Source organism: Stappia sp. ES.058, from assembly GCF_900105595.1.
Taxonomy (GTDB): domain Bacteria; phylum Pseudomonadota; class Alphaproteobacteria; order Rhizobiales; family Stappiaceae; genus Stappia.
The window spans coordinates 391,215-415,704 of record NZ_LT629784.1 but is presented as its reverse complement, the minus strand read 5'-3'; the positions used below and the strand labels follow the sequence as shown (position 1 = coordinate 415,704).

Sequence of the window (24,490 nt, the reverse complement as noted above, 5' to 3'; positions counted from 1 at the left end):
TTTCAACGAGTGCCGCGCGTGCCGCGGGCTTGCGAAGTTACAGGTTGTTGCGGGTTTCGGTCGCATCCGACCGGCCCGCCACAGGCGTTTCCGGCTGTTTCGCCGGGAAGAAGGTGTAGGAGAGCGTGATCTCCTTGATATGCTTCAGCGTCGGGTCCTTGTCCATCTCCGGATCTATGAAGAACACGACAGGCATGTCGACGCTTTCACCGGCGGCCAGCGGCTGCTCGGTGAAGCAGAAGCAGTCGATCTTGTTGAAATAGGCCCCGGCCTCGAACGGCGTCACGTTGAAGGTCGACGTGCCGACCGTATCAGCCGCGCCCTCATTGGTCGCGGCATAGGCCATCTGCGTGGTTTCGCCCATTTGCAGGGTGATCGTGCGAACCTTCGGGCCGAACTTCCAGGGAAGCGCCGAATTGACGTTGCCGTCGAACCGCACCGTGATTGTGCGATCGATCACCTCGCTGTAGGACGCGTCGGCACGCTGGGTGGTGCCGCCGTAGCCGGTGACCTGACAGAAGAGCTCATACAGCGGAACAGCCGCATAGGCTGCGCCCGTCATCGCAAACACGCCGGCGCAAACGGCAACCGCCACCCGCCGGTTCGAGCGTTGCAGACGCGCACCTGCATCCGCATCATCGCTCGCCGGTTCGGCGCGACGCCTGTCGGTCGGCTCGGGAGAGTGCGTCATGCGGGTCACCTCCTCAGTACATGCCCTTGTCGAGAACGCCGGGGCCCATCTTGACCAGCGTCACGAGATAGAAAAGCACCACGAGGCCCGCAATTGCGAGGCCAATGGCGATGGATCGACCGCGCTGGCGTCGCTTCTGCTCGTCGCTCAGGCGGATGCCGTCGTCGTCACTCATGCAAAACCTCCGGAAAAGAGGGCCGCAAACATGCTGTCGCCGAGAAGCAGGGCGAACACCAGGAACAGGTAGAAAAGCGAGAATTTGAACAGCTGCACCGCGGCCTTGCGCGCCGCATCGCCCTCGCGCTCCTTGAACACCATTCCCGCATACCAGACGAAGGCGACGCCGAGGATGGCGGCAATCGCGCCGTAGACCGGCGAGGCGAAGCCGAGCAGCGCCGGGGCGACTCCGACGGGCGCGAGCAGCACCGAATAGGCCAGGATCTGGCGGCGGGTGGCGTCTTCGCCGGCGACGACGGGGAGCATCGGAATGCGGGCGCTTTCGTAGTCGCCGCGCTTGAACAGCGACAGCGCCCAGAAATGAGGCGGCGTCCACATGAAGATGATCAGGAACAGGACGACGCTCTCGACGGAGATATCGCCCGTCACGGCCGCCCAGCCGATCATCGGGGGAAAGGCGCCTGCGGCCCCGCCGATGACGATGTTTTGCGGCGTCGCGCGCTTCAGCCACATCGTGTAGATCACGGCGTAGAAGAAGATCGTGAAGGCCAGAAGGCCGGCGGCCAGCCAGTTGATCGCAAGTCCGAGCACCAGAACGGAAAACGCCGACAGCGTCAGGCCGAAGACCAGCGCCTCGCGCGCCGTCACCCTGCCGGCGGGAACGGGACGATTGCGGGTGCGCGACATCACCGCGTCGATGTCGGCGTCGTACCACATGTTCAATGCGCCGGATGCGCCCGCACCGACCGCGATGCACAGGATCGCCACCACGCCCAGCACCGGGTGGATGCCCCCCGGCGCGATCAGTATTCCAACAAGCGCCGTGAAGATGACGAGCGACATCACACGCGGCTTCAACAGCGCGATGTAATCGCCGACCTCGCCCTGGCCTCCGCCAAAAGCGGTCTCGTCAAGCGTCGTGTCCTGGATTTCGGCAAGCGACATCAAGCAGGTCTTTCACGTTCGCGGTCCGCAACACGGCCCGGACCTATTGGCACGTTCGCGACCCGGGACAGATCCGGATCCTCTCGGCTGACGGTCACGACCACCAAGGGCTGCGTGTCCGCCGGACGATGACCGCGCCGGCGGGATGCCGGCGCGGTCTGTCGTTACAAGCCTGTCGCGCTCAGCGGATGCGCGGCAGGGTCTCGAACTGGTGGTACGGCGGCGGCGAGGACAGGGTCCACTCCAGCGTCGTTGCCCCTTCGCCCCACGGATTGTCGCCGGCGACCCGCTTCTTCATGAAGGCTTCGACAATGCCGAACAGGAACACCAGGACCGCGAAGGCGGAGAGGTAGGACCCGTAGGACGACACCGCGTTCCAGCCAGCGAGCGCATCGGGATAATCGACATAGCGGCGCGGCATGCCGGCAAGCCCGAGGAAGTGCTGCGGGAAGAAGACCAGGTTCACGCCGACGAAGGTGATCCAGAAATGGGCCTTGCCGATGGTCTCGTTGTACATGTAGCCGAACATTTTCGGGAACCAGTAGTACCAGGCTCCGAAGATGCCGAAGACCGCGCCAAGCGACAGCACGTAGTGGAAGTGCGCCACGACGTAGTAGGTATCGTGCATCGCCCGGTCGAGGCCGGCATTGGCGAGCTGGACGCCCGTCACGCCGCCGACGGTGAACAGGAAGATGAAGCCCACGGCCCACAGCATCGGCGTGCGGAAGGAGATCGACCCCTGCCACATCGTGGCGATCCAGGAGAAGATCTTCACGCCCGTCGGCACCGCGATGACCATGGTCGCCGCCACGAAATAGGCCTGCGTGTCCACGTCGAGACCGACGGTGTACATGTGGTGGGCCCAAACGATGAAGCCGACGACGCCGATCGCGACCATGGCGTAGGCCATGCCGAGATAGCCGAAGATCGGCTTGCGGGCGAAGGTGGAAATGATGTGGCTGACGATGCCGAAGGCCGGCAGGATCAGGATATACACTTCCGGGTGACCGAAGAACCAGAACAGGTGCTGGAACAGGATCGGGTCACCGCCGCCGGCCGGATCGAAGAAGGTCGTGCCGAAGTTGCGGTCGGTCAGCAGCATGGTGATGCCGCCGGCGAGAACCGGGAGCGACAGGACCAGCAGGAACGCCGTGACCAGCACGGACCAGGCGAAGAGCGGCATCTTGTGCAGCGTCATGCCCGGAGCGCGCATGTTGAAGATCGTGGTGATGAAATTGATCGCACCCAGAATCGAAGAGGCGCCCGCGATATGCAGCGACAGGATCGCGAGATCCATCGCCGGTCCGGGCTGACCCGAGGTCGACAGCGGCGGATAGATCGTCCAGCCACCCCCGACGCCATTCGCTCCCGGAGGCCCTTCGACGAAGAGCGACAGCAGCAGCAGCAGGAATGCCGGCGGCAGCAGCCAGAACGAGATGTTGTTCATCCGCGGGAAGGCCATGTCCGGCGCACCGATCATGATCGGCACGAAGAAGTTGGCGAAGCCGCCGATCAGCGCGGGCATCACCATGAAGAAGATCATGATCAGGCCGTGCGAGGTGGTGAACACATTGAACATGTGCGGGTCGGAGAAGATCTGCATCCCCGGCGCCTGCAGTTCCATGCGAATGCCGACGCTGAGCGCGCCGCCGATGATGCCGGCGATGATCGCGAAGATCAGATACAGAACGCCGATATCCTTGTGGTTGGTCGAATAGACCCAGCGCGTCCATCCGGTCGGATGGTCATGGTCGCCTTGCGCGTGCGCTGCATAGGCCATCTTCCAGCTCCCTCTTTCACAGTCGCCCGACCGGGACAGTCACCGCGGTCGGATCTCGGCCGCAGACGCCATAGCCTGCGGAATTGCGGTACGGCGACGCGCGATCAGCGCGCCGCGACATCCAGTTCGCCATCATCGGCATCGGCGGTCTTTGCGGCGGCATTGATCGACGCCATCAACTGCTCGTTGGCCGTGTCGATGTCGTCCTTGGCGGCATCCGCCCAGGCCTGGTACTGCGCGTCCTCGACCACACGGATGGCGATCGGCATGAAGGCGTGATCCCTGCCGCAAAGCTCCGAACACTGGCCGTAGTAGATGCCGGTCTGCTCGGCCTTGAACCAGGTCTCGTTCAACCGGCCGGGGACGGCGTCCATCTTCACGCCGAAGGCCGGCATGGCGAAGGAGTGCAGAACGTCGGCGGCGGTGACCTGAAGGCGAACGACCTTGTTCACCGGAACGACCATCTCGTAGTCGACGGCCAGAAGACGCGGAAACTCTTCCGCCGGACGGTCGAACTGGGCGGCCTTTTCGGCGCGCCCCTCGTTGTCGAGCATGTAGGAATCGAGGATGACGTCCTCCATGCCCTCATCCGTGTAGGCATAGCTCCACGCCCACTGCAGGCCGGTCGCCTTCACGGTCATGTCGTACTCCGGCACCTCGATCTGCTTGTAGAGCAGGCGGAACGAGGGAATGGAGATCATCACCAGGATCAGGATCGGCGCCAGCGTCCACACAACCTCGATCATCGTGTTGTGCGAGGTGCGCGACGGCGTCGGATTGGCCTTGTTGTTGAAGCGGAAGATGCACCACAGCAGCAACGCCAGAACGAACAGGGTGATCACCGTGATGATCACCAGCGTGAAGCCGTTGAACCAGCGGATGTCGCTCATCACGCTCGTGACCGAGGGCTGAAGCCCCATCTGCCATTCCTGCGGCTGCGCGGCAAAGGCCCCGCCGGCAAATCCGCCGAGCGCGGCGAGTGCCGCGCCGATCATTGTCAGACGCTTGACCAACTGTGTCACGTCCGGTCTCCCTTCCTGACCTGCTACCGAAGTGAAATGCAGGTCGATTTTCATCATTCGCTCAAGAACCGTCGGCGCGTTCCGCGCCTTGATCCGCGACCTTGCCGGCATCTTGCCGTCGGGTCGAAAGTCCGCCTCTCCCAGCGTCGAACCGCTGCCTGCGACTCTACTCTCTGCGGTACATACCGCGCGAGGACTGGTCCTGAGGAGCGGCAAAAAGCCGCATTCGCGCTTGATCGAGGTCAAAGTCGGGTTGAAAAACCACAAGCTGCCGCGTTGCGCAATGGACTCCTTTCATGAATGACAAAATTCACACCCAATTGCCAATGTGGCTTGTGCGCAACAGCAGAAAGACCGGGCAATGAGCGCCCTTGCGGTCGCACCGGACGGCCTTCGCCACCGTTTCGCCTTGAATTCCGCATTTCAAGGGTTGAAAACCGAAGGAAGCGTTGCGCCGTGCGAATCACGGCAAAATCGTGCACTCCCGGATGCTCATGCATCCCTGTCGCGCGATCCGGGAAATCGCCGCGCAATCGCGATGTGTCTGTAACCAGTCGTCTTGAACCAGAAGTCTTGCCGTAGAAACCGGAGCCCAGCCTGTGCCATTTCGATCGAACCCGCTTCTCCGCGCCCTCGCGATCGCCGGCGTCGTTCTCGCCCATGTCGCAGCCTCCGGCACAGCAGCCCTTGCGCAGGGCGCCGTGCGCTCCGTCCATGGCGACTGGCAAATGCGTTGCGACACGCCCGCCGGCGCGCAGGAAGAACAATGCGCACTGATCCAGAACGTGACGGCGGACGATCGTGAAAACGTCGGCCTCTCCGTCATCGTGCTGAAGACCGCCGACAAGCAGTCGCGGCTGCTGCGCGTTCTCGCACCGCTCGGTGTGCTGCTGCCGATGGGCCTCGGTCTTCGCGTCGACAATGCCGACGTCGGCCGCGCCGGCTTCGTGCGCTGCCTGCCGAACGGCTGCATCGTCGAGGTGGTGATGCAGGACGACCTGATCCAGAAAATGCAGCAGGGCCAGGCCGCCACATTCGTCATCTTCCAGACCCCGGAAGAAGGCATCGGCATTCCGATCTCGCTGAACGGCTTTTCCGACGGCTTCGCCGCGCTTCCGTGATTTTGCGCGGCCTGGGCTGCGCCGCCGCGCTTCCCCGAGGCGCGGTCCGAGCTTCGCCGCCGCGCTCACCTGAGGCGCGGCCTGTTGTCCTGATCCGACCGGCCTGACAGGCCACCGTCAATGCTGCCGGGCTCCGCAAGGCTGGGCAGACGGCACCTTTGTGCCTATCTTTCCCCGCAAGACCGAAGCCACAAGCGAAAGCCGCCATCATGACCGACACCGCCATCGACCTGCTCGCGACCGGAGATCTCGGCGAAGCCACCGCCCGCGCCATGCTTTTCGAGGCGCTCACGGGCGCCGACGACGGCGAACTGTTTCTGGAATATCGCCAGTCGGAAAGCCTTGTGTTCGACAACGGACGGCTCAAGGCCGCGAATTACGACACCTCGCAGGGCTTCGGCCTGCGCGCGGTGGCGGGCGAAGCCGCCGGCTACGCCCATTCGGGCGAGATCTCGCAGGCCGCGCTTTCGCGCGCAGCGGATGCCGTCAGGGCCGTTGCCTCGGGGCATTCCGGCACCTATGCGGCCGCGCCGCAGCGCACAAACGCGAAGCTTTACAGCGACGTCAACCCGCTGGCGCAGCCCGACTTCGCCGACAAGGTCGCCCTGATGCAGACCGTCGACGCCTATGCCCGCGCCCGCGATCCCAAGGTGCGGCAGGTCTCGGTCTCGCTCGCCTCTTCCTGGCAGGTGGTCGACATCCTGCGCGCCGACGGCCACCGGGTGCGCGACATCCGCCCGCTGGTGCGCTTCAACGTCTCGGTCGTCGCCGGCGACGGCACGCGCCAGGAATCCGGCTCCTACGGCTTCGGCGGGCGCGACAGCGTCGGCGCCTATGTGACGGAGCAAAGCTGGAAACATGCCGTCGACGAGGCGCTGCGCCAGGCGCTGGTCAATCTGGAGGCGATCCCGGCGCCGGCCGGAAGTTTCGACGTGGTGCTCGGTAACGGCTGGCCCGGCATCCTGCTGCACGAGGCCGTCGGCCACGGGCTCGAGGGCGACTTCAACCGCAAGAAGACCTCCGCCTTCGCCGGCCTGATGGGCCAGCGCGTCGCTTCCAAGGGCGTCACCATCGTCGACGACGGCACCATCGGCGGCCGGCGCGGCTCGCTCTCCATCGACGACGAGGGCACGCCGACGAGCCGCACCGTGCTGATCGAGGACGGCATTCTCACCGGCTACATGCAGGACCGGCAAAACGCCCGGCTAATGGGCGCGACCTCGACCGGCAACGGCCGGCGCCAGTCCTTCGCCCATATCCCGATGCCGCGCATGACCAACACGATCATGCTCGCCGGCGACCGCGATCCGGGCGAAATCCTGGAAGGCGTCAAGGACGGGATTTATGCGGTCTCCTTCGGCGGCGGCCAGGTCGACATCACCTCCGGCAAGTTCGTCTTCTCCTGCACGGAGGCCTACAGGATCGAGGGCGGCCGGATCGGCGCGCCGATCAAGGGCGCCATGCTGATCGGCAACGGGCCGGAGGCGATGACCCGCATTGCAGCGGTCGGAAACGACATGGCGCTCGATCCGGGCATCGGCACCTGCGGCAAACAGGGCCAGGGCGTCCCCGTCGGCGTCGGCCAGCCGTCGCTGCGGATCAACAAGATGACGGTCGGCGGCACGGCTGTGTGAGCGGGGCGAGAACCGTATACGCTGGTGATGTAGTCAGAGAGCATCACACCCGCCGACGTCACCCCGGCCCCCGAGCCGGGATGCGACCACGTGGCCGCCCATCAGAGCACATCGTGGCGGGGAGACAATTTGAGCGACCATACGCACTTAAAGAAGCTCACGAACAAGGTGTCACGCGTTCTAGGGGACTGCGAAAACAGGAGCCATTGTTTCTGGTCGGGATAGGACCGGATTGCAGTTGTGGCGATTGATCTCAACCTAAATTCACAATTCACTTTTTCTCCAAATTGTGCGAGTAGATTGTCGTTATGGCATATGAAGACGAAAGATATCCGGCATCGTTCACGCTTGCGGACTACTTGATTAGTGAGTCCCGCGAGCGCGGAGAGCTTTTGACGCCACTGAAGCTTCAAAAGCTTATGTACTATTCCGATGCGTGGCACCTCGCTTTGTACGACACAGAAATTACGGTCGAACGGTTTCAGGCTTGGGTTCATGGGCCAGTGGCGCTTAGTCAATATCATCGCTTTAAAAACTTCAAATGGCGTCCAATTGATGCAGAGATTGAGTGCCCTGATCTACCAATTGAAATGGTTAAACACCTTGATGAAGTTGTTGACGTGTTTGGTTCAGAGACTGCCGTTGCGCTAGAAATCATGACCCATAAAGAGCAACCTTGGCTTGATGCGCGTGGCGATTTGGCTGAAGACGAACCATGCAATAACTACATTTCGAAAGAAATTACTAAATACTTCTACCGGAGCGTTGGCAATTAAGAAAAATAATCAAAAGAATATTTCTAAATCTGGTATACAAACCGCTACGCCGGACGATGATCTTCTTAGATTTTCTTTCAAGTTTTTTGATGCAACTGACGGAGAAGCTTGCCCGGCCACGTTCAGCGACGGATACACACAGGCGCTTATGGACAGGCTTAGGAACCTGTCTTCATGGAAAATTTCCGAGTTCACAGGCAGTAGAAGCAAGTCGATTAGGAGCCATCCGATAAAGTGGGAGGAAACAAAACGTCCTGATGGCTTCGTCCAGTTGCACGAGCAATATCAATCATACACTCCATATCAATTTTCGGTGTCAGTTAACAAGCACGGTCGAGTTCATGGATTTATCATCGGAAGTTGTTTTTATGTCGTTTGGTTGGATTGCAATCATATTGTCTACAGTTAATCGATCCACTGTCGATACTTCTTCTGTTCCCAGCTAACAAGTCGCGCAATTACCAAGCCAAGCGCACGGCCTACGATTTCGCCATTGCTTTCCTAACTACGATCTTCAAGCCATGCCGCAAAGCTAGTATACCGATCTAAGACGCGAACGCTCACTTAATGATGCTGACCCGCGCACAATCAGCCTCCGGCAAACCTGGTGCGGTTCATTTCATCGGCCTCCCCTCCACTCATTTCGCCAAGGAAAACAAAGAGGCAAAAACGCCCCCACCACCGGCGTCATTTTAGCCACCAAGCCGGGATGCAACCACGTGGCGACACATCAGAGCGCTTCGAGGCGAGAAAACCTCACGCCCCCGCTTTTCGCGCAAAGCCCCAGGCCGTTTCCGCGAGCGGGCGGATCTGTTTGGCCATTTGCTCCGCGTTTTCATTCGTCGCCGTGCCGTCGCGCACGCGGCCGGCGATGCCTTGCAGGATCGCGGCGATGCGGAAGAAGTTGTAGGCGAAGAAGAAATCAAGATCCTTCGCGACCGGAAAGCCCGTCGCCCGCTCATAAGACGCGATATAGTCGGCAAGCGCTGGTATCCCGAGCGCTTCGAGATCCCGGCCCGCGAGCGTGCCGATCCCTGCCCCGTCCGGGCCCTGCGGCATCACCCATTGCATGCAGTGATAAGTGAAATCGGCGACCGGATCGCCCAGCGTCGACAGTTCCCAGTCGAGCACGGCGGCGACCTCGGGCGTCTCCGGCGCAATGATCAGATTGTCGAGGCGGAAGTCGCCATGCACCACGCGCGCGGGCTGCGCCCCGGGCAGGCGCGTCGGCAGCCAGTCGATCAGCCGGTCCATCTCGGCGATCGTTTCAGTCTCGGACGCGCGATACTGTTTCGACCAGCGCGCGATCTGGCGCGCGACATAGCCCTCGGGCTTGCCGTAGTCGCCAAGCCCCAGCACCTGCGGATCGTAGCCGTGGAGCCGTGCCAGCGTGGCGTTCATCGCGCCGTAGACGGCGGCGCGCTCTCCCCTGGTGGCGTCCGGCATTGCGGGATCCCAGAAGATCCGCCCCTCAACCTTGTCCATCACATAGAACTCGGTGCCGATCACGTCCGCGTCGGTCTCGTGCCCCAGAACGCGCGGCACGGGAAAGCCCGCTTCGCCCAGCGCCTTCATCACCTTGTATTCGCGGTCGACCGCATGGGCGGAGGGGAGCAGGGCGCCCGGCGGCTTGCGCCTGAGCACGAAGGACGCGGCCGGCGTTTCCAGCAGATAGGTCGGGTTCGACTGCCCGCCCTTGAACTGGCGGACCTCCAGGCGACCGGCAAAACCCGGCACATGATCGGCCAGCCAGCCGGCAAGCCGCTCCGCGTCGATGGCGAGCGCGTCGGGCACCGCCTTGGTGCCGGAAAAGGCGTCCTGCCGGTCGAAACTGCCGCTCACGCCGCGCCCCCCGCGCGGGCTTTCAGGAACCGCGTCAACGCGGCAAGCGTGGCTTGCGGGTTTTCCTCCACGACGAAATGCCCGCCGTCGATCCCCTCGCCGGCGAGATCGTCCGCCCAGGTGTTCCAGGTGTCGAGCGGCGTCGAGGCCTTTCCCGCGATGCCGGCCGTGCCGTAGAGCACCAGCGTCGGCACGGAAATCCTGCGCCCTGCCGCGCGGTCGGCGCTGTCGTGGTCCATGTCGATGGTGGCGCCGGCGCGGTAGTCCTCGCAGGCCGCATGCTGGCGGGCGGCCTGCGAAAACGACGCGCGATAGGCTGCAAGCGCCCTTGCGTCGAAGGCGGAGAGGTCCTTCGTCGCCGTCCAGCTCGCCAGTGTGTAATCGAGATAAAAGCCCGGATCGCCGGCGATCAGCCGTTCCGGCAGGGGATGGGGCTGGGCGAGGAACAGCCAGTGGTAGATCGCCATGGCGTAGCGCCAGTCCATCGCCTTCCAGTATTCATAGGTCGGCAGGATATCGAGCACCGCGAGCGCGGTCAGTTGGTCGGGATGGTCGAGCGCCATGCGATAGGCGACGCGCCCGCCCCGGTCATGCCCGGCGACGGCGAAGCGCTCGTGCCCCAGCACCGCCATCACGGCGACCATGTCGCGCGCCATCGCACGCTTGGAATAGCGCTCGTGGGCCGGATCGCCCTCGGGCGCGTCGGAGGCGCCGTAACCGCGCAGATCCGCCACCACAACGGTGAAATCGCCGGCAAGCGCGTCGGCCACAGGATGCCACATGGCGTGGGTCTGCGGATAGCCGTGCAGCAGCAGGAGCGGCGGGCCGTTGCCCTTGATGCGGCAGAAGATCTCCGCGCCGTCGCCGGTCACGTGCCTTGCCTCAAATCCGGGAAAAAGTTCCGCCATCTCGCCGCCCACGCTTGCCTCCACCTTGCCTGCGCGCCGTGTCGGGCGCCCGCTTGGCGGTGAGCATGGCCGCTTTGGAGCGGGCCATCAAGGGCGGTCGGGCTGCCCTCAGCCCTCTTCGCGCGCGACCGCCCGCCAGCCGATGTCCGTGCGGCAAAAGCCGTCCGGCCAGTCGATGCGTCCGACCGCCGCATAGGCGCGCGCCTGCGCCTCGGCCACCGTCTTGCCGAGTGCCGTGACGTTGAGCACGCGCCCGCCGTTGGCCAGCACCCGGTCGCCGTCGCGCGTCGTGCCGGCATGGAACACCTTGACGTCCGCGCTGTCGGCGAGCGCGTCGAGCCCCCTGATCTCGCTGCCTTTTTCGTAGGCTCCCGGATAGCCCTTGGCCGCCAGCACCACGGTCAGCGCCACCGCGTCGCGCCAGGAAAGCGTCTTGCCGGAAAGCCGGCCGTCGACGGCGGCCTCCATCAGCGCGACGATATCGTCGGTCAGGCGCATCATCAGCACCTGGCACTCCGGATCGCCGAAACGCACGTTGTATTCGATCAGCTTCGGCCCGTCGGCGGTGATCATCAGCCCGGCGTAGAGAATGCCGGTAAAGGGCATGCCCTCGGCGCGCAGTGTGTCGAGGGTCGGCTGCACGATCTTGCGCATGGCCCGCTCCGTCAGCGTCGCATCCATGACGGGGGCGGGCGAATAGGCGCCCATGCCGCCGGTGTTGGGACCGGTGTCGCCGTCGCCGACGCGCTTGTGATCCTGCGCGCTTGCAAGCGCCAGGCCGGTGGTTCCGTCGCACAGCACGAAGAGGCTCGCCTCCTCGCCGACAAGACACTCCTCGACGACGACCTCGGCCCCGGCGTCGCCATAGGCGCCGTCGAAACAGGCATCGACGGCGGCAAGCGCGTCCGCCACCGTTTCCGCGACGACAACGCCCTTGCCGGCGGCCAGCCCGTCCGCCTTGACGACGATGGGCGCGCCGTTTTCCTCGACATAGGCGCGCGCGGAGGCGGCATCGGTGAAGCGGCCGTAGGCGGCGGTCGGGATGTCGGCGCGCGCGCACAGATCCTTGGTGAAGCCCTTGGAGCCTTCGAGCGCCGCCGGCGCGCGGTTCGGACCGAAGGCGCGGATCCCGGCCTCAGACAGCGCATCGACAAGGCCTGCGACCAGCGGCGCCTCGGGGCCGACGACGACGAGGCCGATATCCTCCGCCTTGCAGAAGGCGATGACGGCGGCGGCATCGGACGTGTCGAGCGCGATGCACTCGGCTTCTTCGGCGATGCCGGCGTTTCCGGGCGCGGCGAACAGACGGGTGGTGCGCGGCGACCTGGCAATCGCCCAGGCAAGCGCATGCTCGCGTCCGCCCGATCCGATCAAGAGAATGTTCATGTCCGCGTCCTGTCCACTTGCGTCGTCGTGCCGCCGGCCTGCATGCGCCGGAATGCCTGCCTCCTACCCCCCGCGCCGACTCGAGACAAGAGCGCCCCGGCCTTTTATTCACGCGCCAAACCCGGTACCACACGCTCAAACGTGACAATGAGTGAGACGATGGGCGAAAACACGATCACCGGACGCGTCGCCGACGCGGTAAAGGGCCACTGGGTCGACACGCATGCTCCCGACTGGCTGCGACCTTTCGCACGGCTGGCACGATGGGAACGGCCGATCGGCTGGAAGTTGCTGTTGTGGCCGTGCTGGTGGTCGGCGGCGCTTGCCGCCATTGCCGGGGGCGCCGCCTTTCCCAATCCCTGGCACCTCGTGCTCTTCATGATCGGCGCCATCGCCATGCGCGGCGCAGGCTGCACCTACAACGATCTCGTCGATCAGGACATCGACGACAAGGTGGCGCGCACCCGCTCGCGCCCGCTCCCGTCAGGCCAGGTCACACCGCTTCAGGCAAAGGCGTTTCTGGTCGCCCAGGCACTCGTCGGTCTGCTGGTCCTCATCCAGTTCAACCGCTTCGCAATCCTGCTCGGCATCGCGTCGCTTGCGGTCGTCGCGATCTATCCGTTCATGAAGCGGGTGACCAACTGGCCGCAGCTTTTCCTGGGACTGGCGTTTTCCTGGGGCGCGCTGATGGGCTGGGCCGCCGCCTTCGGCGAGCTCGACTGGCCGCCGGTCGCGCTTTATTGCGGCGGCATCCTGTGGACCATCGGCTACGACACGATCTACGCCCATCAGGACAAGGAGGACGATGCCCTCGTCGGCGTAAAATCCACGGCCCGACTGTTCGGCGACTGGACGAAACTGGCACTCACCGGCCTGTACGGCGGCGCCACCGTGTTGTTCGGGCTGGCGATGGTCGGCGCGGATGCGGGGCCGCTTGCCTTTGCCGGACTTGTTCTCAGCCTGGCGCATCTCCTGCGCCAGATCGTGGTGCTCGACATCGACGACAACGACCAGTGCCTGAAGCTCTTCCGCTCCAATGAGTGGTTCGGGTGGATCCTGTTCGCCGGCCTCGTCGCCGACGCGCTGGTTCAGGCCTGGTAGATACAAAAAGCACGCGTCGATAACGCGCCCTGAGAAAGACGATGGTCGCTCTAGGGCGCATCGTCCCGGCCGAAGGCAGGGAAAGCACGGTCCCGGCCAAACCCTCTGCCGTCATCCCCGACTTGATCGGGGATCCATTGGCCCCCTCGGCAAGCGTACGGGCATCGGGAGGCAGACAAGCGGCACCGCATTCGAAACGGCCTGTGCGCTCCGCTTCGCGGTCAGGGACGGGACACGGGGCAAAGCACCGCGACACACCGCAATCGCTCTGCAAACGAATGGATCCCCGATCAAGTCGGGGATGACGCGGGGGGTGTTTCTACCTTGGTCGGCAAGCCGAGGAGGCCTCGAAGAGCGTCCTGAGAAAGAGGACGGTCGCTCAAGGACTCGTCATAACGGACGCAGCGACAGCTGCGATCCGGGACCGGAGAGGCACGGTCTCGCCATGTGCAACGCGTTGAAAGGCCGGGATCTTGGCTCTGCCGATACCGGGTCGCGCTTGCGCTTGCCCGGCATGACGCGGGAAAGAATTCGCAACCTTTGTCATCGATCGGAGGAAGAAGTGTCCTCACGCGTCAATTGCGCGCGATGATCTCCCGCTCGCCGCGATAGACCGGACCTGCCGTCGCCGGGCGACCGGGCTTGCGCCGCACGAGAAAGCGCGGACGCCGCGCGGTCAGGGCCGCGACACGTCGGCGCGGCGGCACCATAGGGGCTGCAACGCCCTTGTCTTCCGGCTTTTCGATCCGCGAGACCTTGCCGTCCGGCTCCACCAGAAGCAGCGGCAGGCCCAGCGCCTCGCCCCAGGCACACCAGTCGGCGGCCAGATCTTCCAGCTTGTCGCTGGCGGCAAGTTCGATGGACATGGCCGGATCGCGATGGCGCAAGCCGATGCGTGCGCGCAGCGTTCCAGGCGTCGCTCCCGGCGCAACCTCGGCAAAGACACCGAGGAACACGCCCACCGGCTGAACCAGTGTCAGCGGCAGTCCCGCAAGGCGGCGTTTGACGATCACCTGCTGGCGATCGATATAAACATCGAGGGGTGTCTGATCGACGCGACCCGCCTGCGTCACGCTGCGGGATGCGAAGCGATGCGGCATCTGCGCCGGATCGAGCCGCGCGGTGCGGCCCGATCCTTTTGCAGTGGCATCCTGATGTGCTGTTTGACGGCTCAATTCGCTCTCCACCGGGCCTTTTGTCTTGGCCTCTGATGTCTTAACGGTAGCAGCCGACCGTCCCGATCGTCTTAACAAGCGAGGTTAATTTTCTCTGATTTTAAAGAAGGTTAGAGAATGGTGAGCGAACATCCCAAACAAAACGTCACCACGACCTCCCGTGCAACTTGCCGGACACGGCGACCAACACTACGGTCCCGGCACCGCCAAACAAGGATCCCGCAATGAAGCTTTCTATCGACCAGTCCGACCTGATGGACGCGGCACAACGCCTCGTCCAGGCCGCGCGCGCCGCAGGGGCCGATGCCGCCGACGTCGTGGCCAGCACGGGCGTGTCCCTGTCGGCGGATGTGCGCGATGGCAAGGTGGAGGAAAGCGAACGCGCCGAAGGCGACGACATCACGCTGCGGGTCTTCTGCGGCCGCCGCATCGCCAGCGTGTCATCGAACGCCTTTCAGGAGATGGAGACGCTCGCCGAGCGCGCCGTCGCAATGGCGAAAGCCGCACCCGAGGATCCTTTTGCGACGCTCGTTCCGGCGGATGAGCTTGCAACGGAGTTCGCCGATCTCGATCTTGTCGATCCGGCAACCGTGGATGCCCTTGCGCTGGCGGAGCGGGCCAGGGCGGCGGAAGCGGCGGCACTGGCCGTCAAGGGCGTGACCAAGTCGGGCGGCGCCAGCGCTTCCTGGCGGCTGGGCGGGCTGGTGCTGGCAACTAGCAACGGCTTTTGCGGCAGCCACCTGGTCTCGCGCCACGGCGTCTCGGCGACCGCGATTGCCGGCGACGGCACGGCGATGGAGCGGGACTACGATTTCGACAGCCGGACCTATCTCACCGACCTCGATGCCGCCGAGGCGATCGGCCAGCAGGCGGGCGCGCGCGCCGTTGCCCGGGTCAACCCGCGCAAGCTTTCCACCCGCACCGCCGACATTGTCTATGAGCCGCGCGTGGCGCGCTCGCTGCTTGGCCATTTCGCCGGTGCGATCAACGGTGCCGCAATTGCCCGTGGCACCAGCTTTTTGAAGGACCGCATCGGCGAGAGCATCTTTTCCTCCGAAATCACCATCACCGACGATCCGACCCGACCGCGCGGACCGGCCAGCCGGCAGTTCGACGGCGAGGGACGCCCGGCGCGGCCGCTGACGTTGGTGGAAAACGGCGTTTTGACCCAATGGCTGCTAGACACGGCAACGGCGAGCGAGCTGGGTCTTCAATCCAACGGCCGCGCCTCGCGCGGCGGCGCAGGTCCCTCGCCCGGTGCCACCAACATGACGCTCCACCCGGGAAACATGTCCCAGGCCGAGCTGTTGAAGGACATCGGAACAGGACTATTGGTCACCGATCTGATCGGCCACGGGGTCAACGGCGTGACGGGCGACTATTCACGCGGAGCCTCGGGTTTCTGGATCGAGGACGGCGAGATCGCTTATCCTGTCAGCGAGATCACGCTTGCCGGCAATCTGACCGGCATGTTCGCCGGGCTTGTCGCGGGCAGCGATCTCGACACCCGCTCCGCCTTCGCGGTGCCGAGCCTGCTTGTGAGGGGCATCACCATTGCCGGTCAGTGACGCGCGCGCGAACCTCGCGGACATGGAGCTGATCGCACAGGCCGCCCGCCAGGGCGGAGCGACGGCGATGAGCTACTTCCGCAAGGATCCGCACCGCTGGACGAAGGACAATGATTCGCCGGTCTCGGAGGCCGATCTCGCGGTCGACCGCCAGCTCGCCGAGATCCTTCAGGCGGCGCGGCCGGACTACGGCTGGCTGTCGGAGGAAACCGCCGACGACAGCTCGCGTCTCAATTCCGCGCGCAGTTTCGTCGTCGATCCGATCGACGGCACGCGCGGCTTTCTGTCCGGCTCGCCGGAATGGACCGTGGCGATCGCGGTGGTGGAAGCGGGGCGCCCGGTCGCGGCCGCGCTCTATCAGCCGGTCACCGATCACCTTTACACCGCCGCCCCCGGGCATGGCGCCACCTGCAACGGCGCCCCGCTTCGGATCTCCGACCGGGCCTCGCTCAACGGCGCGAGCGCTGCCGGACCGAAGGCGATCACCTCCCGGGACCGGCTGCGCGACATGGGCATTCGCCCGGCCGGATACGTTCCCTCGCTGGCCCTCAGGCTCGCCATTCTCGCGGCCGGGCGCATCGACCTTGCAGTCGTGCGCGAGAATGCATGCGACTGGGATCTTGCGGCATCCGATCTTTTGGTGCAGGAAGCGGGCGGGCGCCTTGAGGACCTGCGCGGACGACCGCTGTCCTACAACCGCGGCAGCGTTCGTCACCCTGCCCTGCTGGGTGGACCGAAGGCTCTCGTCGATCCGCTCAGACCCATCCTGGCCGAGCTCATGTAGCCCGGCGATCCCTTGCGGCACCGGCCCCTCGGAGACAGACAATGACAAACGAAGATACTGGCAAGCAACTGCTTCACCTCGTTTTTGGCGGCGAACTGGAAACGGTCGACGGCCTCACCTTCCGGGATCTGGATTCGCTTGACCTGGTCGGCATCTACCCAAATTACGCCAGCGCGCAGAAAGTGTGGAAGCAAAAGGCCCAGCAGTCGGTCGACAATGCACATATGCGGTACTTCATCGTCCACATGCACCGGCTGCTCGACCCGGAAACGGACGGACAGTAAGCGGACAGACATGCGGATCGTGTCGAGATTGTCGCACGCCGTGCGAATGCCATCATGCTGAAGCGGGCGGGCCGCGCGCCGTTCGTCCAGCGCGCGATCGGCAAGGCACTCGGCGGCTATTTGCAGATGGTGCGCAGCACGAGCACATTCGTACTCGATCCGCCGGACTTTTTCGACGCCATCCGCCCGGACCTGCCGGTGATCTGCGCCATGTGGCACGGACAGCACTTCCTGCTACCCTTCGCCCGTCCGCCCGGACATGAGGCGCGCGCCATGATTTCGAAATCCGCCGACGGCGAGATCAACGCGATTGCGGCCGAGCGTCTCGGCATGGGCGCGATCCGCGCCTCCGGCGCGCACAAGCCGCATCAGGTCGCCAAACGCGGCGGCGCGCGCGGGTTCATAGAGGCGCTGCGCGCGCTTCGCGAGGGCGCAAGCGTCTCCATCACCGCCGACGTACCCAAGGTCTCGCGGGTCGCCGGCCCCGGCATCGTGCAGCTGGCCGCCCGCTCGGGCCGCCCGATCCTGCCGCTCGCTGCCGCCACGCGCTGGCACATCACGCTGGGCTCCTGGGACAGGGCGACGATCAACCTGCCGTTCAGCACGATGTCGATTGCGACCGGCCCGCTCATTCACGTGCCGCAAGACGCCGACGAGGCGCGCATCGAAGCCGCGCGTCTCGAGGTCGAGGCCGCGATGAATGCCGTGACGCAGCGCGCCGACGAACTGGTGCAACGCTCATGAGCCAGGCGCCGGAAACGCAAACGCCGGGCGCGCCCGTGCCATCGCGTCCCGCCGCGCCCAGCCGCTGGATCGGCGCGGCCGCGCTTGCCGGCTACCGGGCCTTCGGCCATATCGCCAATCCGGGCCTGGCGTTGCTGTTTCGTCGCAGGGCCGCACGCGGCAAGGAGGACGGATCACGGCGTGGCGAACGGTTCGGGCGAGCATCCTGCGCGCGCCCCGTCGGACGGCTTGTGTGGCTGCATGCGGCAAGTGTCGGCGAGATGAACGCCGCCGACGCGCTGATCGATGCCCTGATCGGCAGGGGCCTGAACGTCCTGCTGACGACCGGAACCGTCACCTCGGCGCGCATCGCCGCCAGCCGGACTCGCGCCGGCATCACACATCAGTTCGTCCCCTATGACACCGCGCCGAACCTTGAGCGTTTTCTTGCCCATTGGCGTCCGGACCTGGCCGTGACGATGGAATCGGAGATCTGGCCAGCGACCATTGCAGCCCTCTCCGGCCGGCAGATCCCCTTCGCCATCGTCAGTGCGACCATGTCTGAGCGCACGTCACGAGGCTGGGCCAGGGCGCGCGGGCTTGCCTGGCAGGTGTTCTCGCGCATCGACCTGTGTCTGGCGCAAACCAGGGAAGACGCGCAGCGGATGGCGGCACTCGGCGCGCGGCGCGTGGCCGTCGCCGGCAACCTGAAATACGACAGCGGATCGCTCAAGGCGGATCCGCAGGCGCTGGCGGATCTCAAGCACGCAATCGGCGAGCGCCCTACATGGCTTGCCGCCAGCACCCACGACGGCGAGGAGTCCCTCATCGACGAGGTCCACCGCACCGCCGCCGCCGCCCTGCCCGGCCTGCTGACGCTGCTGGTGCCGCGTCATCCCCATCGCGGCGACGGGATCGCAAGCGACCTGCGCGCAAGCGGATTGCGCGTCGCGCAACGCTCGCGAGGAGAGCCGCTTGCCGCCGACACGGACGTCTATCTGGCAGACACCATTGGCGAGATGGGGCTTTTCTACCGGCTTGCGCCCGTTGCCTTCATCGGCAAGTCACTGGTGCCGGAGGGTGGCCAAAACCCGCTTGAGGCCGCCCGGCTGGACACAGCGATCCTGACCGGTCCGCATGTCTTCAACCTGGAAGACATCTACACGCCGCTGCTGTCTGCCAAGGGCGCGCAGATCGTGCGCGACGCGCAGAGCCTGGGAGCGGCCGTCGTCGCGCTTCTGCGCGATCCCGGACTGCGGGCCCGGCGCGCGGACGTCGCCGCCGAGGTCAGCGAAGCCGGTGCCGGTGCGCTCGCTGCCACCTTGCACGAATTGAGCACGTTGCTGCCGGACGGAGACGAAAGATGAGCGGGCTGCGCCGGGCACCCTCGTTCTGGTGGCGTGCCCGGCCGTCCGCCCTCGCCCGCCTGCTTCAGCCGGTCTCGGCGCTCTACGGTGCGATCACCGCCTGGCGCATGGCCCGCGCACCGAAGGGGCGCGTCGACAGTCCCGTGATCTGCGTCGGAAATTTCGTCGCAGGCGGCACGGGCAAGACGCCCTTCGCCCTGGCGCTCGCGCCGCTCTTGATCCAGAACGGCTGGACGCCGGTCTTTCTGCTGCGCGGTTACGGCGGACGCGAAACTGGCCCGCTCCTCGTTGACCCGACCCGGCATGGCGCACCGGATGTCGGCGACGAGGCTCTTCTGCTGGCCGAAAGCGCGCCGACGGTGGTCGCGCGCGACCGGGTCGCAGGCGCGCGGCTTGCCGAAACCCTTGGCGACATTCTGCTGATGGACGACGGGTTTCAAAACCCGGATCTGGAAAAAACCCTGTCACTTGTTCTGGTCGACGGCGAGACCGGCATCGGCAATGGTCTTTGCGTGCCCGCCGGGCCCTTGCGGGCGCCCCTTGCGCGGCAGATGCCCTTCGCCGGTGCGCTGGTCGCTATCGGCGACGGAACAGCCGGCGCGGCCGTCCTCGCCCGGACCGATGCCCAAGATGTCGCGGCATTCCACGCTGCGCTGGTGCCCTTTGCCGCGGACGACCTGAAGGGGGCGCGGGCCCTTGTCTTTGCCGGTATCGGACGACCGGAGAAGGTGTTCCGCTCCGCCAGGGAGGCGGGCATAGAGATCGTCGCGGCGCGGGGATATCCCGATCACCACCGCTATCATGAAAGCGATGCGCAAACGCTGCTGCGCGAGGCCGATGCACAGGGGCTCACGCTGGTCACGACGCGCAAGGATCACGTCCGTCTCGCCGGCGCGACGACACCAGCGCTGACAGAGCTCGCGGCGCGCGCCCGGGTGCTGGAGGTGGAGATGCGGCTCAGCGAGCCGGAGGCGCTTGCAACCTTCCTGGAGACGGCAATTCGTGCAATTTCATCAACTTCAAACGCAAAATTGCTTAAATCCGGCACAAAATTTGTCGATTGAAGGTCGCGTTTCGCAAAATTCTCAGGCGCCGCCGGCTTCCTTGAAGCGGCGCATCGAGGCGGCCGCATCGACATAGGCCTCCTGGCGCGAAACGCTCCAGTACTTCAGCTCGTCGATCGGAATGGACTGACCGGTCACGGCGCAACGCACGAATGTTCCCGGCGACAGCATCTGGTAATCCGCGTCGAGATAGCGGATGCGCGCTTCGCCCGGCGCGCGGGGGGTCTCAATCCGGTTCATCATGTCGTGCCTCGCAACGTCCGTGCGTTCGTCTGGTTGTTCACCTGAATCTCGCCCCTAGATAGCCGCGCGCGGCCTCATTTGCCAGCCCCGCGCATCCCGCGCTTGCGTCTGTCGTCACTCGTCCCGTGTCGTGTCAGGCGCCGGACCGGTTTGCCTGCCCTTCGAGGCGCCGGCGCGCGGCGTGACCCGGTGCAACGTCTCGGATCCGGCCATGAACCCGTCACGCAACTGCGCGTCGAGACGTTCCTGATCGCGGCGGCGCACATCGGTCTCGATCTCGGCGATGCGGTCGTTTGCGATCCCGAGCGCGCCCAGCGCGGCGCGACCGAACGTGACGCTCGACTCGAAGGTCTCGCGGATCTGGAAATCGACGCCGCGCCGGGTGAGATCCAGCGCATGGGCGCGGTCGGTCGCGCGGCAGTAGATCTTGGCTTTCGGAAAATTCGAGCGGACAAGGTCGATCGCCTGGCCCATCACCTGGTCGTTCTCGATGCACAACGCGACGAGAACGGCCTCCTCCGCACCGGCAGCCTTGAGAACATCCGCCCGCGTCGCGTCGCCGACGAAGACCTTGTAACCGAGCTTCCGCGCGTAGGCGACCCGATCCGCCCGGTTGTCGAGCGCGGTCACCTCGACCTCCTCGGAGGTGAGCATCTGCGAGACCATCATGCCGAACCGCCCGAAGCCGATCACCAGAACGGTCGGGCGGGTCTCGTCGAACCCCTCGATCGCCGCCGGCTCCACGCCGCGCTCCTGCAGCCGTTTCGCCAGAAGATCGTGGGCCAGACAGCCGATCGGCGTCATCAGCATCGTAAGCACGACGACGGCGAGAAGGAGCGTCAGGATTTCGCTCTGCAGGACGCCCGCAGCGGCGGCCGCGGTGAAGAGCACGAAGGCGAACTCGCCCCCCTGGGGCAGCGTCACGGCGATCTTCAAGGCGTCGGAGTTGGTCGACCCGAAAACCCGCGACAACCCCCAGATGATGATACCCTTCACCCCCATCACGGCGACGACGCCCAGCGCCACCAGGCGCCAGTTCTCGACAACCAGCCCAAGATCCAGCGACATGCCGACGGAAATGAAAAACAGGCCCATGAGGATCGACCGGAAGGGCTCGATGTCGGCTTCCAGCGTGTGACGAAAACTCGATTCCGCCAGCAGGACCCCGGCGAGAAACGCACCGAGCGCCATCGACAGGCCGGCCGCATGCATGATCCCGCCGCTTCCCAGCGCAACCAGAAGGGCCGCGGCGAGCATCACCTCACGCGCCCTGACAGCCGACAGCAGCGTGAACAACGGCGTCAACAGATAGCGACCCGCCACGATCACCCCGCCGACGGCGGTGATCGTGATACCGATTTCCATCAGAATGCCGGTGCCGCCGACATCGTCCTTGCCCGGCGCGAGAATGGGAACGAGCGCCAGCAGCGGCACGATCGCCATGTCCTGCAGGAGCAGAATGCCAAAGGCACGCTGACCGTAGCTGGTGGAGAGTTGTCCGCGTTCCTGAAGGATCTGCAGCGCAAAGGCGGTGGAGGACAGCGCCAGCCCGAGTCCGGCGATGATCGCGACATTCGGCGCCTGTCCGGCAAGCAGGAACAGCCCGACCAGCGCCGCACCGCAAGCCAGGACCTGGGACGTGCCGAGGCCGAAGATATCGCCCTTCATCCGCCACAGGCGGGCCGGCTCCAGTTCAAGCCCGATCACGAACAGCAGAAGCACCACGCCGAGTTCCGCGACGCCCCTGACTTCCTCCGGCGACGGGATGAAGTCCAGGCCGAAAGGTCCGATCGCCATGCCGGCGGCGAGATATCCAACGACGGAGCCGAGACCGACGCGCTTCGCCAGCGGCACCGCCACGACGGTCGCCGACAGGAAAAGGATCGATTCGACAAAAAAGGGAGGCGCGGCTTCGCTGGCCATTCGGTCTCGTGTTCGCTCGCAACATGAAAGGTCGCGGGGTGGCCGGGAGGCGACCACCTTCCCCCGCGATCCTAGCCGTATTCCCTCGACGACACCACGGGCGCCGCCGGCGATCTCGGCATGACGCGCGGACGCTCCGTGCGGGCTTCAGCTCGCGAAAAGCTGACCCATGTCGGCGAAGGCCTTGAATTCAAGCGCATTCCCGGACGGATCCAGGACAAAGAGGGTCGCCTGCTCCCCGGGTTCGCCCTTGAAACGGATCTTTGGCTCGATCACCCAACGGGTGTCGTCGCGCGTTTTCAAACGCTCCGCGAGAGCGGTCCAGTCGTCCATGGCGAGCACAACGCCGAAATGGGGCACCGGCACCGAATCGCCGTCGACCGGGTTGACCAGCGGACCTTGCGCGGCGGCGTCCTTGTCGAAATGCGCGACGATCTGGTGGCCGAACATGTCGAAATCGATCCAGGTGTCGGCCTCGCGCCCCTGGCCGCAGCCGAGCACATCCCTATAGAATGAACGGGCGGCTTCCAGATCGTGAACCGGGAAGGCAAGATGGAACGGCGTCAGCGATGCCATGGGAAATCTCCGGATCCGTGTGTGAGATTGACAATGTCGTGCCGCATTCCGTGGCCGAAGACAAGCGCAATGGCGCAAGCAGGCAGCGGGGGACGCATCCATGGATTTGAAAGACTTGCTGTCCCGGCATGCCCGCAGCGGGCGGATCGACTGGATCGGCCTGCGCCCGGCGCGCCTTGCGCCGGTCGAGCCTGTCGAGGCGGCCCATCTGCTTGAGACGGGGCTGGAAGGAGACCACCACGCCAGCGGCGGCAAGCGCGCCGTGACGCTGATCCAGGCAGAGCACCTGCCGCTGATCGCGAGCCTTGTCGGGACCGCTGCCATCGAGCCTGCCCGATTGCGCCGCAACATCGTGGTCTCGGGCATCAATCTGGCCGCGCTGCGTCACCGGACCGTCGCGCTCGGGGGGGCGCAGATCGAAATCTCGGGACCTTGCGCGCCCTGCAGCAGGATGGAAAAAGAGCTCGGCTTTGGCGGTTACAACGCCATGCGCGGACATGGCGGATGGTATGCCCGCGTGGTCCGTTCCGGAAGGGTTGCCGTTGGCGAGGTCGTGATGCCCGCAAGCACTGCGGTTGATTGACTTGCGATTCCGCCCGCTTCCATAGTGGCAACACACCGCGATGACGCGTGATGCAGGAGACGAACGATTGTCAGGCTCGGGCGAGAATGACCTCACGGCGAACCGGACACGGGTGCGCGGACTGAGCCGGGCGGACGTCTGGGACCACGAGAACGGCTACAACTGGTTCGCGCCGCCGAACCGCATGGCCAAGGCGCTGGCGCAATACGAAATCTACAAAACCATCGTCGGGCTTCCGGGCGACGTGCTGGAGTTCGGCGTTTTCAAGGCCGCCTCCTTCATCCGCTTCGCCACGTTTCGCCGCGTTCTGGAAAACGACGACGCGCGCGCGCTGATCGGTTTCGATGCCTTCGGCGTCTTTCCCACCCGCGCGCTCACGCTCGACGGCGACCACGCCTTCATCGAGAACTGGGAACGCGCAGGCGGAGACGGCCTGTCGGTCGACGAGGTCGCGGCACTTCTCGCCGGAAAGGGCTTTTCCAACACCGAACTGGTGGCCGGAAACGTGTTCGACACGCTGCCGGACTTTCTGGAAGCGCACCCGGCGCTTCGGATCGCGCTTTTGCATCTCGACATGGATGTTCTGGAACCGACTGCTTTCGTGCTGGAACACCTGTACGAGCGCGTGGTTGCCGGCGGCGCGATCGTCATCGACGATTACACGGCCGTCGCCGGCGCCACGCAGGCGGTGGACGATTTCATGCGCAACCGCAGGCTTGCGCTTGAAAAGGCCCCCTACAACAAGACCCCGACCGTCGTGCGCAAGCCGGCCGGGGCGTGACGGGCCCTCACGCGATCATATTCATTCCGCATTCGC

General features: G+C 65.0%; 24 protein-coding genes. 12 read left to right on the top strand and 12 right to left on the bottom strand.

Going from position 1 to position 24,490, the window contains the following annotated elements; translation table 11 throughout:
* Positions 1-37 precede the first annotated feature (37 nt).
* The 5 genes from BLU32_RS01970 to coxB all read right to left on the bottom strand — a co-directional run bounded on the left by BLU32_RS01970 (position 38) and on the right by coxB (position 4,588).
* Complete coding sequence (locus BLU32_RS01970; protein WP_093804747.1) at positions 38-691, bottom strand: cytochrome c oxidase assembly protein; 654 nt, start codon at positions 689-691, stop codon at positions 38-40.
* Positions 692-704: 13 nt separating this feature from the next.
* The gene (locus tag BLU32_RS21990; RefSeq protein WP_172838517.1) at positions 705-866 is read right to left on the bottom strand and encodes a hypothetical protein; all 162 of its coding nucleotides are present in this window, start codon (positions 864-866) and stop codon (positions 705-707) included.
* Entirely contained in the window at positions 863-1,813 is a 951-nt protein-coding gene (locus BLU32_RS01965) for a heme o synthase (protein ID WP_093804746.1), read from the bottom strand. The genes BLU32_RS21990 and BLU32_RS01965 overlap by 4 nt, the downstream gene beginning before the upstream one ends.
* Before the next feature lie 181 nt (positions 1,814-1,994).
* Complete coding sequence (gene ctaD, locus BLU32_RS01960; RefSeq protein ID WP_093804745.1) at positions 1,995-3,593, bottom strand: cytochrome c oxidase subunit I; 1,599 nt, start codon at positions 3,591-3,593, stop codon at positions 1,995-1,997.
* Between the two features lie 104 nt (positions 3,594-3,697).
* Entirely contained in the window at positions 3,698-4,588 is an 891-nt protein-coding gene (gene coxB, locus BLU32_RS01955) for a cytochrome c oxidase subunit II (protein WP_093810457.1), read from the bottom strand.
* 626 nt (positions 4,589-5,214) lie between these two features.
* On the opposite strand from coxB, the gene BLU32_RS01945 reads away from it, so the two are divergent.
* From BLU32_RS01945 to BLU32_RS01935, 3 genes are all read left to right on the top strand, one after another.
* The gene (locus BLU32_RS01945) at positions 5,215-5,736 is read left to right on the top strand and encodes an invasion associated locus B family protein (protein WP_093804743.1); all 522 of its coding nucleotides are present in this window, start codon (positions 5,215-5,217) and stop codon (positions 5,734-5,736) included.
* A 209-nt stretch (positions 5,737-5,945) separates the two neighbouring features.
* Positions 5,946-7,370, top strand: coding sequence for a metalloprotease TldD (gene tldD / locus BLU32_RS01940; protein WP_093804742.1), 1,425 nt, complete (start codon positions 5,946-5,948; stop codon positions 7,368-7,370).
* Between the two features lie 308 nt (positions 7,371-7,678).
* Positions 7,679-8,146, top strand: coding sequence for a Panacea domain-containing protein (locus tag BLU32_RS01935; RefSeq protein WP_093804741.1), 468 nt, complete (start codon positions 7,679-7,681; stop codon positions 8,144-8,146).
* A gap of 756 nt (positions 8,147-8,902) precedes the next feature.
* On the opposite strand, the gene BLU32_RS01925 is transcribed toward BLU32_RS01935, so the two are convergent.
* From BLU32_RS01925 to purD, 3 genes are all read right to left on the bottom strand, one after another.
* Positions 8,903-9,988 (bottom strand): phosphotransferase family protein, encoded by a 1,086-nt coding sequence (locus BLU32_RS01925; protein WP_093804739.1) that lies wholly within the window; start codon positions 9,986-9,988, stop codon positions 8,903-8,905.
* The gene (locus BLU32_RS01920) at positions 9,985-10,896 is read right to left on the bottom strand and encodes an alpha/beta fold hydrolase (protein ID WP_093804738.1); all 912 of its coding nucleotides are present in this window, start codon (positions 10,894-10,896) and stop codon (positions 9,985-9,987) included. Before BLU32_RS01920 ends, BLU32_RS01925 begins: the two co-directional genes overlap by 4 nt.
* Before the next feature lie 108 nt (positions 10,897-11,004).
* A complete protein-coding gene (purD, locus tag BLU32_RS01915; RefSeq protein WP_093804737.1) occupies positions 11,005-12,282 on the bottom strand; it encodes a phosphoribosylamine--glycine ligase in 1,278 nt (425 codons plus the stop codon).
* 147 nt (positions 12,283-12,429) lie between these two features.
* Between purD and ubiA the strand changes: the two genes are divergently transcribed.
* Positions 12,430-13,383, top strand: a complete 954-nt coding sequence (gene ubiA, locus BLU32_RS01910) for a 4-hydroxybenzoate octaprenyltransferase (RefSeq protein WP_093804736.1) — start codon at positions 12,430-12,432, stop codon at positions 13,381-13,383.
* Positions 13,384-13,958: 575 nt separating this feature from the next.
* Here ubiA and BLU32_RS01905 read toward each other — a convergent pair.
* Positions 13,959-14,558: a DUF6101 family protein gene (locus tag BLU32_RS01905; RefSeq protein WP_208976961.1), complete on the bottom strand. Its 600-nt coding sequence runs from the start codon at positions 14,556-14,558 to the stop codon at positions 13,959-13,961.
* Positions 14,559-14,782: 224 nt separating this feature from the next.
* Here BLU32_RS01905 and BLU32_RS01900 point away from each other — a divergent pair, with 224 nt between their 5' ends.
* The 6 genes from BLU32_RS01900 to lpxK are packed head-to-tail and all read left to right on the top strand — an operon-like array spanning position 14,783 to position 20,348.
* Entirely contained in the window at positions 14,783-16,126 is a 1,344-nt protein-coding gene (locus tag BLU32_RS01900) for a TldD/PmbA family protein (protein ID WP_093804735.1), read from the top strand.
* Positions 16,113-16,910, top strand: coding sequence for a 3'(2'),5'-bisphosphate nucleotidase CysQ (locus tag BLU32_RS01895; RefSeq protein ID WP_244501777.1), 798 nt, complete (start codon positions 16,113-16,115; stop codon positions 16,908-16,910). The genes BLU32_RS01900 and BLU32_RS01895 overlap by 14 nt, the downstream gene beginning before the upstream one ends.
* 41 nt (positions 16,911-16,951) lie before the next feature.
* The gene (locus tag BLU32_RS01890) at positions 16,952-17,194 is read left to right on the top strand and encodes a DUF4170 domain-containing protein (protein ID WP_093804734.1); all 243 of its coding nucleotides are present in this window, start codon (positions 16,952-16,954) and stop codon (positions 17,192-17,194) included.
* Positions 17,195-17,248: 54 nt separating this feature from the next.
* Complete coding sequence (locus BLU32_RS01885; RefSeq protein ID WP_093804733.1) at positions 17,249-17,938, top strand: lysophospholipid acyltransferase family protein; 690 nt, start codon at positions 17,249-17,251, stop codon at positions 17,936-17,938.
* A complete protein-coding gene (locus tag BLU32_RS01880) occupies positions 17,935-19,284 on the top strand; it encodes a 3-deoxy-D-manno-octulosonic acid transferase (RefSeq protein WP_093804732.1) in 1,350 nt (449 codons plus the stop codon). Before BLU32_RS01885 ends, BLU32_RS01880 begins: the two co-directional genes overlap by 4 nt.
* Positions 19,281-20,348 (top strand): tetraacyldisaccharide 4'-kinase, encoded by a 1,068-nt coding sequence (gene lpxK / locus BLU32_RS01875; RefSeq protein WP_093804731.1) that lies wholly within the window; start codon positions 19,281-19,283, stop codon positions 20,346-20,348. The genes BLU32_RS01880 and lpxK overlap by 4 nt, the downstream gene beginning before the upstream one ends.
* A gap of 21 nt (positions 20,349-20,369) precedes the next feature.
* On the opposite strand, the gene BLU32_RS01870 is transcribed toward lpxK, so the two are convergent.
* The 3 genes from BLU32_RS01870 to BLU32_RS01860 all read right to left on the bottom strand — a co-directional run bounded on the left by BLU32_RS01870 (position 20,370) and on the right by BLU32_RS01860 (position 23,090).
* Complete coding sequence (locus tag BLU32_RS01870) at positions 20,370-20,591, bottom strand: DUF2093 domain-containing protein (protein WP_093804730.1); 222 nt, start codon at positions 20,589-20,591, stop codon at positions 20,370-20,372.
* Positions 20,592-20,705: 114 nt separating this feature from the next.
* Positions 20,706-22,514, bottom strand: coding sequence for a monovalent cation:proton antiporter-2 (CPA2) family protein (locus BLU32_RS01865; protein WP_093804729.1), 1,809 nt, complete (start codon positions 22,512-22,514; stop codon positions 20,706-20,708).
* Between the two features lie 147 nt (positions 22,515-22,661).
* On the bottom strand, positions 22,662-23,090 hold the full coding sequence (locus BLU32_RS01860) for a VOC family protein (RefSeq protein ID WP_093804728.1): 429 nt from the start codon (positions 23,088-23,090) through the stop codon (positions 22,662-22,664).
* A gap of 100 nt (positions 23,091-23,190) precedes the next feature.
* Here BLU32_RS01860 and BLU32_RS01855 point away from each other — a divergent pair, with 100 nt between their 5' ends.
* Positions 23,191-23,673 carry an MOSC domain-containing protein gene (locus BLU32_RS01855; protein WP_093804727.1) on the top strand — a complete coding sequence of 161 codons (483 nt, stop codon included), beginning with the start codon at positions 23,191-23,193 and terminating at the stop codon, positions 23,671-23,673.
* A 40-nt stretch (positions 23,674-23,713) separates the two neighbouring features.
* Positions 23,714-24,454 (top strand): TylF/MycF/NovP-related O-methyltransferase, encoded by a 741-nt coding sequence (locus tag BLU32_RS01850; RefSeq protein WP_093804726.1) that lies wholly within the window; start codon positions 23,714-23,716, stop codon positions 24,452-24,454.
* Positions 24,455-24,490: the final 36 nt, after the last annotated feature.

Coding starts and splice junctions, on each gene's coding strand:
- BLU32_RS01970 (WP_093804747.1), bottom strand. CDS start 691: ATGACGCACTCTCCCGAGCCGACCGACAGGCGTCGCGCCGAACCGGCG.
- BLU32_RS21990 (WP_172838517.1), bottom strand. CDS start 866: ATGAGTGACGACGACGGCATCCGCCTGAGCGACGAGCAGAAGCGACGC.
- BLU32_RS01965 (WP_093804746.1), bottom strand. CDS start 1,813: ATGTCGCTTGCCGAAATCCAGGACACGACGCTTGACGAGACCGCTTTT.
- ctaD (WP_093804745.1), bottom strand. CDS start 3,593: ATGGCCTATGCAGCGCACGCGCAAGGCGACCATGACCATCCGACCGGA.
- coxB (WP_093810457.1), bottom strand. CDS start 4,588: ATGATCGGCGCGGCACTCGCCGCGCTCGGCGGATTTGCCGGCGGGGCC.
- tldD (WP_093804742.1), top strand. CDS start 5,946: ATGACCGACACCGCCATCGACCTGCTCGCGACCGGAGATCTCGGCGAA.
- BLU32_RS01935 (WP_093804741.1), top strand. CDS start 7,679: ATGGCATATGAAGACGAAAGATATCCGGCATCGTTCACGCTTGCGGAC.
- BLU32_RS01920 (WP_093804738.1), bottom strand. CDS start 10,896: ATGGCGGAACTTTTTCCCGGATTTGAGGCAAGGCACGTGACCGGCGAC.
- purD (WP_093804737.1), bottom strand. CDS start 12,282: ATGAACATTCTCTTGATCGGATCGGGCGGACGCGAGCATGCGCTTGCC.
- ubiA (WP_093804736.1), top strand. CDS start 12,430: ATGAGTGAGACGATGGGCGAAAACACGATCACCGGACGCGTCGCCGAC.
- BLU32_RS01900 (WP_093804735.1), top strand. CDS start 14,783: ATGAAGCTTTCTATCGACCAGTCCGACCTGATGGACGCGGCACAACGC.
- BLU32_RS01890 (WP_093804734.1), top strand. CDS start 16,952: ATGACAAACGAAGATACTGGCAAGCAACTGCTTCACCTCGTTTTTGGC.
- BLU32_RS01885 (WP_093804733.1), top strand. CDS start 17,249: ATGCTGAAGCGGGCGGGCCGCGCGCCGTTCGTCCAGCGCGCGATCGGC.
- BLU32_RS01880 (WP_093804732.1), top strand. CDS start 17,935: ATGAGCCAGGCGCCGGAAACGCAAACGCCGGGCGCGCCCGTGCCATCG.
- lpxK (WP_093804731.1), top strand. CDS start 19,281: ATGAGCGGGCTGCGCCGGGCACCCTCGTTCTGGTGGCGTGCCCGGCCG.
- BLU32_RS01870 (WP_093804730.1), bottom strand. CDS start 20,591: ATGATGAACCGGATTGAGACCCCCCGCGCGCCGGGCGAAGCGCGCATC.
- BLU32_RS01865 (WP_093804729.1), bottom strand. CDS start 22,514: ATGGCCAGCGAAGCCGCGCCTCCCTTTTTTGTCGAATCGATCCTTTTC.
- BLU32_RS01860 (WP_093804728.1), bottom strand. CDS start 23,090: ATGGCATCGCTGACGCCGTTCCATCTTGCCTTCCCGGTTCACGATCTG.
- BLU32_RS01855 (WP_093804727.1), top strand. CDS start 23,191: ATGGATTTGAAAGACTTGCTGTCCCGGCATGCCCGCAGCGGGCGGATC.
- BLU32_RS01850 (WP_093804726.1), top strand. CDS start 23,714: ATGACGCGTGATGCAGGAGACGAACGATTGTCAGGCTCGGGCGAGAAT.